The sequence below is a fragment of the Lentzea sp. CA-135723 genome (assembly GCF_050936595.1).
Classification (GTDB): domain Bacteria; phylum Actinomycetota; class Actinomycetes; order Mycobacteriales; family Pseudonocardiaceae; genus Lentzea.
Genome location: NZ_JBNJMK010000001.1, coordinates 5,087,770 through 5,100,416 on the forward strand (window position 1 = coordinate 5,087,770; position 12,647 = coordinate 5,100,416).

At 69.5% G+C, this 12,647-nt stretch carries 12 protein-coding genes; 5 read left to right on the forward strand and 7 right to left on the reverse strand.

Going from position 1 to position 12,647, the window contains the following annotated elements; genetic code table 11:
* The first annotated feature begins 36 nt into the window (after nt 1–36).
* The 5 genes from ACQEU1_RS23090 (at nt 37) to ACQEU1_RS23110 (ending at nt 3,941) form a co-directional block, all read left to right on the forward strand.
* Complete coding sequence (locus ACQEU1_RS23090; RefSeq protein WP_433205281.1) at nt 37–603, forward strand: 5-formyltetrahydrofolate cyclo-ligase; 567 nt, start codon at nt 37–39, stop codon at nt 601–603.
* A 94-nt stretch (nt 604–697) separates the two neighbouring features.
* Nucleotides 698–1,015: an FmdB family zinc ribbon protein gene (locus ACQEU1_RS23095; RefSeq protein ID WP_433205284.1), complete on the forward strand. Its 318-nt coding sequence runs from the start codon at nt 698–700 to the stop codon at nt 1,013–1,015.
* 72 nt (nt 1,016–1,087) lie between these two features.
* Nucleotides 1,088–1,642, forward strand: coding sequence for an SAF domain-containing protein (locus tag ACQEU1_RS23100; RefSeq protein WP_433205287.1), 555 nt, complete (start codon nt 1,088–1,090; stop codon nt 1,640–1,642).
* On the forward strand, nt 1,642–2,076 hold the full coding sequence (gene mscL, locus ACQEU1_RS23105) for a large-conductance mechanosensitive channel protein MscL (protein WP_433205290.1): 435 nt from the start codon (nt 1,642–1,644) through the stop codon (nt 2,074–2,076). The genes ACQEU1_RS23100 and mscL overlap by 1 nt, the downstream gene beginning before the upstream one ends.
* A 743-nt stretch (nt 2,077–2,819) precedes the next feature.
* Nucleotides 2,820–3,941, forward strand: a complete 1,122-nt coding sequence (locus ACQEU1_RS23110) for an IS30 family transposase (protein ID WP_433211446.1) — start codon at nt 2,820–2,822, stop codon at nt 3,939–3,941.
* Nucleotides 3,942–4,710: 769 nt separating this feature from the next.
* Here ACQEU1_RS23110 and ACQEU1_RS23115 read toward each other — a convergent pair.
* The 7 genes from ACQEU1_RS23115 to ACQEU1_RS23145 form a co-directional block, all read right to left on the reverse strand.
* Complete coding sequence (locus tag ACQEU1_RS23115; protein WP_045311897.1) at nt 4,711–5,211, reverse strand: MogA/MoaB family molybdenum cofactor biosynthesis protein; 501 nt, start codon at nt 5,209–5,211, stop codon at nt 4,711–4,713.
* Nucleotides 5,212–5,216: 5 nt separating this feature from the next.
* Nucleotides 5,217–6,077 (reverse strand): HAMP domain-containing sensor histidine kinase, encoded by an 861-nt coding sequence (locus ACQEU1_RS23120; RefSeq protein WP_433211685.1) that lies wholly within the window; start codon nt 6,075–6,077, stop codon nt 5,217–5,219.
* A 23-nt stretch (nt 6,078–6,100) separates the two neighbouring features.
* Nucleotides 6,101–6,787, reverse strand: coding sequence for a response regulator transcription factor (locus ACQEU1_RS23125; protein ID WP_433205294.1), 687 nt, complete (start codon nt 6,785–6,787; stop codon nt 6,101–6,103).
* 169 nt (nt 6,788–6,956) lie between these two features.
* Complete coding sequence (locus ACQEU1_RS23130; RefSeq protein WP_433205297.1) at nt 6,957–8,573, reverse strand: trypsin-like peptidase domain-containing protein; 1,617 nt, start codon at nt 8,571–8,573, stop codon at nt 6,957–6,959.
* Nucleotides 8,574–8,624: 51 nt separating this feature from the next.
* Entirely contained in the window at nt 8,625–9,713 is a 1,089-nt protein-coding gene (galT, locus tag ACQEU1_RS23135) for a galactose-1-phosphate uridylyltransferase (RefSeq protein WP_433205300.1), read from the reverse strand.
* Entirely contained in the window at nt 9,710–10,507 is a 798-nt protein-coding gene (locus ACQEU1_RS23140) for a DeoR/GlpR family DNA-binding transcription regulator (protein ID WP_065914902.1), read from the reverse strand. Before ACQEU1_RS23140 ends, galT begins: the two co-directional genes overlap by 4 nt.
* 1 nt (nt 10,508) lies before the next feature.
* Entirely contained in the window at nt 10,509–12,491 is a 1,983-nt protein-coding gene (locus ACQEU1_RS23145) for a beta-galactosidase (RefSeq protein WP_433205304.1), read from the reverse strand.
* Between the last annotated feature and the right edge of the window lie 156 nt (nt 12,492–12,647).

The window sequence follows — 12,647 nt, forward strand, 5'->3', positions numbered from 1 at the left end:
GCTGCGATGCTAACGACATACCGAGGGGTACCCGACATGACGTCCGATCTTCGTGACCGGAAGGCCACGTTGCGTTCACAGTTGCTGGCCGCCCGCCGTTCGCTTTCACCCGAGGTTCGCTCAGCTGAATCTCGCGCGCTGGCCGCGCACCTCGCGTCGCTGGACGTTTCCGCTGATCAGACGCTGTGCGCGTTCATCCCGGTCGGCTCGGAGCCCGGTGAGGCGTCCTGGCTGGAGGGGCTGCGGTGCCGCGTCCTGCTACCGATCGTGACGGGTCCCTCCGCCTTGAACTGGGCGGTGTACTCGGGGCCGTCCTCGCTCGCGCCCGCCGGGTTCAAGCTGCTGGAGCCGACCGGTGAGCGGCTCGGCGCCTCGGCGATCGCTGGAGCCTCGCTGGTGCTCGTGCCCGCCCTCGCCGTGTCGGTGACCGGGGTGCGGCTGGGGAAGGGGCAAGGTCACTACGACCGGTCGTTGCCGCTGGTCAACGCACCTCTGGTGGGTGTCGTGCGAGACTGCGAGGTGCTCGCCGACGTGCCGGGCGAGCCGCACGACGTGCTGATGAACGGCGTGTTGACGCCCTCGGTGGGCCTGCGATGGCTGTGACATTGACCTGGGGTGTTTGCGCTCCGGGAAGGTCCTGAGCGAAAATCGTGTTGGCACTCACAACGGTCGAGTGCCAGAGCTAGGAGCAGACCCAGTGCCTACGTACCAGTACGCCTGCACCGCGTGTGAGCACCGGTTCGAGGCTGTGCAGTCGTTCAGCGACGCCTCCCTCACCGAGTGCCCGGAGTGCTCGGGCAAGCTGCGCAAGCTCTTCGGCGCCGTCGGCGTCGTGTTCAAGGGCAGCGGTTTCTACCGCACGGACAGCCGTTCGGGCTCGTCCAAGAGCACGTCCTCGTCGTCCTCCACTTCGGACTCGAAGTCGACGTCCACGTCGTCGTCCTCGTCGTCCTCTTCGGACAAGAAGTCGTCTTCGTCCTCTTCTTCGAGCGCGCCGGCGGCTGCCGCGTCCTGAAGATCGCGAGTTGTCCACAACTTGCGGCTCACCCCGGTTCGACCTGCCTCCGACCTCTCTACGGTCGGAGGCATGACCTTTTCCGCGACCCTCCCCGACCGGCTCCGCTCACTGCTCCGCCGCCCGCTTTCCGTTGCGTGGCGCCGATTCCTGGCTCTGAGCCTGGCCCTGTCGGCCGTGGTGACGTTCTTCTGGCCGGACGTCGGCCACCCCACCCTGGTCGCGTCCCGCGACCTCCAGGCAGGCGCCGCCCTGTCCGCCGCCGACCTCCGCCTGGTCACCCTGCCCTCACCCGTGGCGGGGACCTTCCGGAATTCCACCGATCTGGTGGGCAGACCGCTCGCGTCCCCGGCGCGAGCAGGCGTCCCGCTGACCGACGTGGACCTGGCGACCACCGCCCCCGACCAAGCCTCGGCCGCCGTCCAGCTGGCTGACCAGGCCTTGGCCGCCGTGGTCCGCCCAGGCGCTCGCGTGGACGTGATCTCCCAGTCCGGCGAGGTGCTGGCCGAGAACGCCGCGATCCGCGAAACCCAGGGCCAAGTGGTGGTCCTGACGTTGCCGAGACTTAATGCAACTCGTATCGCCGCGATGTCACTGGATCAAGCATTAGCCGTTACTCTCCGCTGATGCTGAAGGGATTCAAAGACTTTCTGATGCGCGGAAACGTCGTCGACCTGGCTGTGGCCGTGGTCATCGGCACGGCGTTCACCGCGATCGTCACCGCGTTCACCACGAGCCTCATCAAGCCGCTCATCGCATCACTGGGCAGCACCGAAACCGCAGGCCTCGGCATCCAGCTGAGGGAGGGCAAGGCAGACACCTACCTCGACTTCAGCAACGTCATCAACGCCGCGATCAACTTCGTGATCGTGGCAGCTGTCGTCTACTTCGTCCTGGTCCTGCCGATCAAGAAGATCCAGGACCGCCGCAAGCGAGGCGAAGAGCCGGGCCCGGCAGAGCCCACCGACGTGGAGCTCCTGATCGAGATCCGCGACCTCCTCAAGTCCCAGCAGTCCCAGCAGCCCACGACGGCACCCGACCGCCGGGGCCCAGCGATCTGACCCCCACCCACCCCCTGATTCCCCGCCGAGACGAAGCGCGCGGCCCCCAAGCCCGCGCGCTCCGTCAAGGCACCCAGCCACGCCAGACCGCCGAGCGAGACAGACGCCCAGGCACCGCAGAGGTGGGGCTAAGGCGAGGGCGCGGGCGGAAGCGGAGGCACGGGCGGAGGCGAGGGCTGAGGCGGAAGGCGAGGGCAGAGCGGCGCGAGCCGAGGCAGGCCTAGAACAGCGCGGGCGAGAAGCGAGCGGCAGGGCGCGCCTGGCGGCAGCGGGATGCGCTAGAACGCGCTGAAGCGAGAGGCACGGCGAGAGCCGGGCACAGGAGCAGGGCCGGGCATAGGAGTAGGGCACGCGGCACGCGGCACGCGGCACGCGGCACGCGGCACGCGGCACGCGGCACGCGGCACGCGGCACGCGGCACGCGGCACGCGGCACGCGGCACGCGGCACGCGGCACGCGGCACGCGGCACGCGGCACGCGGCACGCGGCACGCGGCACGCGGCACGCGGCACGCGGCACGCGGCACGCGGCACGCGGCACGCGGCACGCGGCACGCGGCACGCGGCACGCGGCACGCGGCACGCGGCACGCGGCACGCGGCACGCTGACGCAGGGGTCCCCTCGGAAGTTGGCTCCTTGGGGTCAGTGGGTCGTTGCAACGCTCCTGGTTGGAGGGTTGTGTGGGTGTTCCGAAGGTGTCTCGGGATGTGCGGGTCCGGTTCTGGGCCGGTGTCGCGGGTGGTCTGGGTGTGACCGCGGCTGCGCGGGCTGCGGGTGTGTCGTGGCCGACGGGCCAGGAGTGGTTCGTCAAGGCTGGCGGGGTGTGCGGCAACGGAACGAGACCCGTGTCAGGGCGGTATTTGTCGTTCGCGGAGCGGGAGGAGATCGCGCTGGGCCGGGCTGCGGGCCTGTCGATGCGGGAGATCGGCCGCAGGCTGGGCCGGCCGGTGTCGACGGTCAGCCGGGAGATCGCCCGCAACTCACGGACCGCTCGGCCTCGGCGTTATCTCGCCGGAGCAGCTCAGGCCAAGGCCGACCAGCGGGCCCGGCGCCCGAAACCGGCCCTGCTCGCGGTCAACTCCCGACTGCGCGAGGAGGTCCAGCGGCGGCTGACCCGACGGCACTCACCCCGCCAGATCAGTGCCAGGCTGAGGATCGACTTCCCCGACGATCCGGAGATGTGGGTGTCGCACGAAACGATCTACCAATCGCTGTATGTGCAGGGCCGGGGCGCGTTGCGCCGCGAACTCGCCACATGTCTGCGGACCGGGCGGACGTTGCGTCGCCCGCACCGCGCCGAACGCAAGACCGGCCGAGGCCAGATCCCCGGCATGATCATGCTCAGCGAACGCCCCGCCGAAGCCGACGACCGCGCCGTGCCCGGACATTGGGAAGGCGACCTGATCATCGGTAAGAACAACAAATCCGCGATTGGCACCCTGGTCGAACGCGCCACCCGCTACTGCCTGCTGCTGCACCTGCCCCGCTACGACGCCGTCAGCGTCCGCGACGCGATGATCACCACCATCGGCGCCCTTCCGAAACACCTATGGCGCTCGCTGGCATGGGACCAGGGCTCGGAGATGAACCGCCATGCCGAGATCACCCTGGCCACTGACCTGGACATCTACTTCTGCGACCCGCACTCGCCCTGGCAACGCGGCAGCAACGAAAACACCAACGGCCTACTCCGCCAGTACTTCCCCAAAGGCACAGACCTTACCGCTCACACCCCAGAACACCTCGCCGCCATCGCCGCCGAACTCAACGGCCGACCACGACAAACCCTCGGCTGGCACACCCCAGCCGAAGCACTCCACCAACTACTCTTCCCACCAACATCAACCGTTGCGACGACCGGTTGAACCCACCCTCCCCCACGACCCAACGTACCGAGCAGGTCTGACAGTCCGGCCAAACCGCAGTCGTCAACGCGAGGCGACCATGCACGCAGGCCTGGCGCGCGAACCCAACCGCAGTCGTCAACGCAGCCCAACCACGCACGCAGGCTCGGCGCGCGCACCTAACCACAGTCGTCAGCGCAAGGCGACCACCGTCTTGGCCCGGCGCGCGCACCCCAACCGGACAGCCAACGACGCACCTCAACCACGTACGAGTCCTGGCGTGGCGAAGCCGGAGGCGAGCCCGAACGGGCTGATCCCACTCCGGTCAGCGGTACAGCCCACCGACTGCGATTGGGGCTTTACCTTGAGGGGGCGGGATGCCAACCTGTCCGGTCCGGCCGGGGCGCTTCTCAGCCCGGCTTTGAGGCCGCGAATGCATCCCGCCAGAGGCTCAAGGTCAAGCCCCAATCGCCACCCCGCACTTCGGCAGGACCTACGCGAGCACCCTCGCAAGGTAGGCAAATCTCGGGAACGCGACCAACCCCGCTGGAACGCGACGCACCTACGAAACCGGCACCGCCCTAACCACAAGCAACCTCAACCACCGTGATGCGGCGGCCGATTCTCCCGGTACCAAGCCTCACGGTCCTCAGCCCCGCCAGAACCAGCACCACCGGAACCACCGGCAGGCCGCTCATCCGAAGAGGTCTCCGGCAGCACCTCACCGAACACCTCAGCCAACCGGCGACGCCGCGCAACCGCGTCGGCGTTGCCGGCCGGCCCAGGCGAATCACTCTTCGTCAAGACCGCTCAACTGCTCGATCACATAAGGCACCAGAGCCGACAACGTGGCCATCCCGTCCCGAACCGCGGAACGGGACCCGGCCAGGTTCACGACCAAGGTGCTACCGGACACCCCGACGAGCCCACGCGAGATCCCGGCGTCCACCGCCCCTGCGGCAAGGCCGGACGCCCTCAGGGCCTCCGCGATGCCGTGGATGGGGCGGTCGAGCACGCCCTGCGTGGCGTCGGGCGTGACGTCGCGCGGGGACACGCCGGTGCCGCCCACGGTGACCACGAGGTCGACGCCACCGATGACGGCCGTGTTGAGGGCGGCCCGGATGTCGACCACCTCTCCCTCGACCGCGACGGTGCCGTCGACGATGAAGCCCGCTTCTTCGAGCAGTTCGGTGACGAGAGGCCCGGAGTTGTCGTCCTGCTCGCCGTGCGCCACCCGGTCGTCCACGATCACGACCAAAGCGCGGCCAAGGCGCTGCGCGCTGCGTTCCATACCGATCACCGTAGCGGGAGTCTGACTTCGAAGCGGCAGCCAGGACCGTGGTTCTCGACGCCGATCCGGCCGTGGTGGGCCTCGATGAGGCCACGCGCGATGGAAAGGCCCAGTCCGGCGCCGGACGGGTTGCGGGCGGTGGTGCCGCGGAAGCCCACCTCGAAGACCTGTGGCAGCACGTCAACGGGTATGCCGCCGCACGTGTCGTCCACGCGCACCACGGCGTCGGGTCCGTCCACATCGACCTGGACGGACACCGTGCCGCCCTCCGGGGTGTAGCCGATGGCGTTGGACACAAGGTTGCGCACGACACGCATCAGTTCCGGATCGGAGCCTCGCACGACCGGCCACTCGCGAGCGTCGGCGCGCAGTTGGACGCCCTTCAACGAAGCGACCGGGCGGGAGGCGGCGACGACGTCGGACACCACGTCGGCCAGGCGTACGTCGTGCATCGAGAGGTTCAGCGCGCCGGCGGTGATGCGGGAGAGCTGGAACAGGTCGTCGACCAGCTTGGCGAGGTGATCGGCTTCGAGAGCGATCTGCTTCGCGTAGACGGCCACCTCGCCCGGTTCCGAGACGACGCCGTCCTCCAGGGCCTCGGTCATGGCGCGGATGCCGGCCAACGGCGTGCGCAGGTCGTGCGAGATCCACGCCACGAGCTGCCGCCGCGCGGCCTCCGCCTCGCGTTCCCACATCGTCCGCCGGGCGATCGCACGGCCGAGCAGGATCGAGAACGGCACGGTCACCACGGCGACGAGAGCGCACGCCATCAGGGCGGCGTTCAGCATCGGCGTGAACATGAACCCGCTGACCACGAGCACGCCGCCGATGGTCGCCACCACCGGCACCATGACCATCACGGTCATCACGGTGGTCAGCGAGACGCGGCTCAGCCGATCGAACACGGGTCATACCTGTAGCCGACGCCCCACACGGTGCTCAACCGGCGGGGCTTCGCGGGGTCCTGCTCGATCTTCTCGCGCAACCGTCGCACGTGGACGGTGACGGTCGACTGGTCGCCGAACTGCCAGCCCCACACGCGTTCCAGCAGCTCGGCGCGGCCGAACGCCTTCCCGGCGTTGGAGATGAAGAACGCCAGCAGGTCGAACTCGCGGGTCGTGAGCTGCAGCGGCTGCCCAGACAACGTCGCGGTGTGCGCGGCCACGTCCAGGACCAGGTCACCGTCGCGCACCACCCGCGGTTCGAACGCCCGGTGCGCTCGCCGCAGCACCGACGAGACCCGCAACGCCAGCTCACGCGGGCTGAACGGCTTGGTGACGTAGTCGTCCGCCCCGATCTGCAGCCCGGCGATCCGATCTTCTTCCTCGCCCAGCGCCGTCAGCATCACGACGGGCGTGCTGCCGCGCGCCCGGATCCGCCTGGCGACCTCGAGTCCGTCGATGCCGGGCAGCATCAGGTCCAGCACCACGATGTCCGGTTCCTGAGCCGCCATCAGCTGCAACGCCTGCTCCCCGTCGCCGGCGAGCTCCACCTCGTACCCGGCGTGTTCGAGGTAGCGGCGCACCACGTCGCGCACCGTCGTGTCGTCGTCGACGACCAACACCCGTTCCACCACGTCACCACGCTATGCCACGAACGCGCCAACAGCCCGGAACCGTCACACGGACGTAAGAAGAGGCCCGAACCTGTGTGCGGGGCAGGTGCGCACAGGTCCGGGCCTCCGAGGGGTCGCAACGCCCCGGCTCGGACGGGCGGCGGTTGTCCGAGACGAGGCGTCCCCCGACCTACCCCACCTCGACACCGTCGAGGGTGGCTTCCACGGTCTTGTTGTCGGCCAGCGTGATCGTCACCTTGTCGCCGGGCGCCTTGGACCGGACGGCGGCCACCAGCGTGTCCGACTCGTCGATGCGGCGGTCGCCGAACTTGGTGATCACGTCACCGGCCTTGAGCCCGGCCTTCTCGGCGGCGCCACCGGTGGTGATCTCCGAGATGCGCGCGCCCTGCTCTGTCGACTCGACCTTCACGCCCAGCACGGTCTGCTTCGGCTTGCCGGTCTTCACGATCTCGTCGATCGTGCGGCGCGCCTGGTCCATCGGGATCGCGAAGCCGATGCCGACGGAACCGGCCTGGCCCTGCCCCTGGCTGGGGCTGTAGATGGCCGAGTTGATGCCGATGACCTGGCCCTGCATGTTCACCAGCGGACCGCCCGAGTTGCCGGGGTTGATCGCGGCGTCGGTCTGGATGGCGTTCAGGACGGTCGCCTGGGAGTTGCTGTCGCCGCCCGCCGACACCGGCCGGTCGAGCGAGCTGACGATGCCGGACGTCACGGTGCCGGCCAGGTCGAACGGCGAGCCGACCGCGACGACGTTCTGGCCGATCTTCATGTCGCCGGAGTTGCCGAGGTTCACGACCGGGAGGTTCGACACGCCGTCGGCCTGGATGACGGCGATGTCGGAGCTGGGGTCGCGGCCGAGGATCTTGCCGGACACGGTCTTGCCGTCCGCGAAGACCACCTTGATGTCACCACCGGTGGCGGCACCCTCGATGACGTGGTTGTTCGTCACGATCTGGCCGTTGCTGGAGATGATGAAGCCGGAGCCCTCGCCGGCGCCGGACCGCGTGGTGACGCGGATCTGCACGACGGACGGCAGCAGCTTGTTCGCCACGTCCTCGACCGAGCCCGCCGGCGCGTTGGACGTCTGCGAGGCGGGGCGCGGCGAGTCGAGCGAGCTCACCGACGTCGAGTCGTTCGCGAAGGTGTAGCCCAGGTAGCCGCCGATGCCGCCGGAGAGGCCTCCGACGAGCAGCACGAGGGCCGCCACACCGGCCACGACCTTGCCGCGCCCCTTGGGACGAGCGGGAGCGGGCGGCAGCTGGCCCGGCGGGAGGTAGTACTGCCCGGTCGGCGCCCCCTGCGGGAACGGCCCGGTGCCGGGCGCCGCGAACGGGTTGGGCTGCTCGGCGAACGAACCGGAGTGCGGTCCCGCCGCCTGCTCGCCGAACGGACCGGTGTGCGGACCCGCGCCGAACTGCGCCGTCGTGGCGCCGAGGCCGAGCGGGTGAGGTTGGCCGGACCCGGAGGGTGAGGAGTGCTGCCGGCCGGGTCCGGACCCGCCGAGCTGCGTCTGACCCGCGTCAGGTGAGGGCACCTGCGGCTGGGCCGAAGTGAAGGAGGCGGGAACGTCGCCCAGCCCCGCCGGCGCGGCCGGAGCCGCCGCCTGCCGCGGTGCTGCCGCGGAAGATGCCCCAGCCTGGCCGGATCCCCCCTGCAAAGGATCCGGCTGGCCGGGTTCCGGCTGCGACGGGCCCTGCTCCCGCGCGCCGGAGTCTGTCTGACCGGCGCTCGTCGGCACGGAGTCGGTGTCTTCCGGCTGCTGCGCTGGCTGGTTGCTCTCGGTCATGGGCATAGTCTCTCGGCCCGTCCTGAGAGAACCCTTAAACCAGCCTGGGAGCTACTTGTGTGTTCCCCGGAGCCTCTCGGCGATCTGCTCCGGCGTCACGTCGTTGATCCACACGGCCTCGCCCGACTCGGACCCGGCGAGGTACTTGAGCTTGTCCTTCGTCCTCAGCACCGAGAAGACCTGCAGGTGGAGCCACATCTCCTCGCGGCCCGCCCGCACCGGCGCCTGGTGCCACGCGGCGATGTAGGGCAACGGCCGGTCGTACAGCGCGTCCAGGCGGTGCAGCACCTTCAGGTAGAGCGACGCGAAGTCGTCACGCTCCACAGAGGACAAAGCGGCGATGTCGGGCACCTGCCGCCGGGGCGCCAGCACGACCTCGACGGGCCAGCGGGCGGCGGCGGGCACGAACGCGACCCAGTGCTCGGACGTCTCCACCACGCGGGCGCCCGCGCGAAGCTCGGCCTCCAGGACGTCGCCGAACAACGGCCGCCCGTGCTCGGCGTAGTAGTCGAGAGCCGCCGAGAGCATCCGCTCGGTCCGGGGCGTCACGAACGGATATGCGTAGATCTGGCCGTGCGGGTGCGACAGGGTCACACCGATCTCTTCGCCGCGGTTCTCGAACGGGAAGACCTGCGCGACCCCTGGCAACGTTGACAAGAAGGCGACACGGTCCGCCCAGGCGTCGACAACGGTGCGCACGCGCTCAGGGGACAGCTCGCCAAAGGACTTGTTGTGGTCGGAGGTGAAGCACACGACCTCGCAACGACCACGCCCCGGCGCGCGCGAGAACACCGACTCGCCGTCCACAGTGGACGGCACGTCGGGAACGTTCTGCGCCAGCGACGGGAAGCGGTTCTCGAACACCACGACGTCGTAGTCGGCCTCGGGGATCTCCGTCGGACGGCCGGGCGTCGACGGGCACAACGGGCAGAGGTCCGCCGGCGGCTTGTACGTGCGCGTCTGGCGGTGGGCCGCCATGACGACCCACTCGCGGGTCAACGGGTCCAGCCGTGCTTCGGACATCGGCTGGGTCTCCGGAAGATCCCGGGTGTCCACCGCGACTCTCGGTGGCGCCTCAGCGCTGTCGTCGAAGTAGATGATCTCCCGGCCGTCCGCCAGTTTGCCCGCGGTACGCCTCACGCCAACTCCTCGCCACTTCCCGGTACATGAGCCAACACCAACTCGCCGACCTGCTCGGAGAGGATCGCCCGCGCGTCGTCCGGCAAACCCTCGTCCGTCACCAGGACGTGCGCCTCGTCGAGGTCCGCGATCGTGGAAATGCCGACGGTGCCCCACTTCTCGTGGTCCGCCACCACGACCACGCGCCCGGCCGCGTCGACCAGCGCGCGGTCGGTCTCGCTCTCGTTGAGGTTCGGGGTGGTGAAGCCGGAGCGCTCGGCCATGCCGTGCACGCCCAGGAACACCACGTCGAGGTGCAGCGATCGCAACGCCTGCACGGCCACGGGGCCCACCAGCGCGTCGGACGGCGTGCGCACGCCACCGGTCAGCACGACCGTGCGGTCCGTGCGCCCGCTCTGCTGCAACACGTCGGCGACGCGGATGGAGTTCGTGACGACCGTGAGGTCCGGGATGTCGTCGAGGAACCGCGCCAGGGTCCACGTCGTGGTGCCGGCGGACAGGCCGATGGCGGTGCCGGGACGCACGAGGCCCGCGGCGGCGGCCGCGATCGCCTCCTTCTCCGGCAGCTGGCGGACCGACTTGGCCTCGAACCCGGGCTCGTCGGTGGAGCGCCCGACGACGGACGTGGCGCCGCCGTAGACCTTCTCCACCAGGCCGCGTGCGGCGAGCACGTCGAGGTCGCGGCGCACGGTCATGTCCGACACGCCGAGCCGCACGACGAGGTCGCTGACGCGCACCGCCCCGGTACGACGGACCTCTTCGATGATCACGGCTTGCCGTTGACGTGCCAGCACCTCACACCTCTTCCCTGAGGACGACGACGTCCCCGGCTCGCACGGTGAGGCGTCCGGAGACCTGCGTGCCGGACAACACGTCGACGCCGGTCGCTTCGATCTCCGCGTCGGCGTCCCCGTGGTTCACGGCGAAGAGAAACGATACGTCGCCCCTGCGCCGCACGAGTTCGATCGGCGAACGCGACACCGCAACGCCCGCACCGGAAAGCGCGTTTTCCACCGTTCGGCCGAGACCGCTCCCGTCGAGATCGCACGCCACGTACCAGGCGACACCGTTGCCGAACGCGTTGCGTGTCACCGCCGCCACACCGGGCAACGGCCCGTCCGCATAGGAGACAACGACGTCAGCGGTGCGGGTGTGCAGGTGCTCCGTCCACAGCGAGGCGGTCGAGCCGTCGCTCAACGAGACCGTCTCGTTCTCCTTCAACGGGTGGAACTCCTCCGACCACACGCCGAGGACGTCCCGGAACGCACCGGGGTAGCCGCCGAGCCTGATCCGCGTGTGCTGGTCGGCCACGCCGGACAGGTACGTGACGACGACGTGCCCGCCGCCCGCCACGTAGTCGGCGATGACGGCCGCGTGCGCGTCGGACACCGCGTAGAACGCGGGCACGACCACGAGCGAGTACTTCGACAGGTTCGTGCCGGGTGCGACGAAGTCGACCGTGACGCCGAGGTCCCACAACGCCTTGTAGTACCCCAGGACGTGCTGCCAGTAGTCGAAGTCCTGCGTCGGGTGGGCGTCCTGGCGCAGCGCCCAGCCGGACTGGAAGTCGAAGAGGACCGCGACCGAGGCGTCCACAGTGGAACCGACGACGTCCGCGAGCTTCGCGTACTCGGCGCCGACCTCGCAGACCTCCCGGTACACCTTGGTGTCCGTGCCCGCGTGCGGCACCATCGCCGAGTGGTAGCGCTCGCTGCCGCCGCGCGACTGCCGCCACTGGAAGAACAACGTGCCGTCCGCGCCGCGCGCGATGTTCTGGAACGAGTGCCTGCGCTGCTCTCCCGGCAGCTTGGCGATGTTGCGCCGCTGCCAGTTCACCGCGGACGTCGAGGCCTCCATCAGCAGCCACGGTTTCCCGCCGGCGAGGCCGCGCACGAGGTCGGCGGACATGGCCAGTTCGACGTGCCGGTCCGGCGACTCGCCGAGCGTGTAGTGGTCGTTGGAGACGAAGTCGACCTCGCGCGCCCACTTCCAGTAGTCGAGGTCGCCGAACGTCCAGTTGACCATGAAGTTCGTGGTGACCGGGACCTCGGGCGTGATCATCCGCAGCACGTCCCGCTCGGCCTTGTACAGCTCCAGGATCGCGTCGTCGGAGAACCTGTCGTAGTCGAGCACGTGCGCGGGGTTCTGGAACGTCGGCGTGACGCGCGGCGGCAGGACCTGCGCGAAGTCGGTGTAGCCCTGGCTCCAGAACGCCGTCGACCACGCGTCGTTGAGCTGGTCGAGCGTGTAGCGGGCTGCCAGCCACTCGCGGAACGAGGCCGCGCACGTGTCGCAGTAGCACCGCTTCACGTGGCACGCGTACTCGTTGCCGACGTGCCAGGCGGCCAGCGCGGGGTGGTCGCGGTAGTGCGCGGCCATCTCACCGGCGAGCGCCGTGGCCCGGTCGCGGTAGATCGGCGACGTCGGGCAGTACGCCTGCCGCGAGCCGTGCGAGAGCCGCACACCGTCCGCACGGACGGGCAGCATCTCGGGGTACGCGGTGGTGAGCCACGGCGGGGGCGCGGCGGTGGCGGTCGCGAGGTCGACGCGGATGCCGCCCTCGTGCAGCAGGTCCATCACGCGGTCGAGCCACTCGAACCGGTACTCGCCCTTGCTGACCTCGATCTTGGCCCAGCTGAAGATGCCCAGGCTGACCATGGTGACGCCGGCCCGCCGCATGAGCTCGACGTCCTCGGCCCAGACGTGCTCGGGCCACTGCTCGGGGTTGTAGTCAGCTCCCCAGCCGAGCCCTGCCAGGTCCGTTGGCCATGTCGTCACGGCCGCAAGCGTGGCCGACAACAACCCCCAACGTCAACACAAGCAAACACAACTTCGCGTTGAGGTCTGTGGGTGAGTTTCCCGGTACAAGTCCCGGTCTACCTCAGGAACGTGGCTGTGCCCAGGTTTAACAGCTGAGTAACGGGGCTTGACATG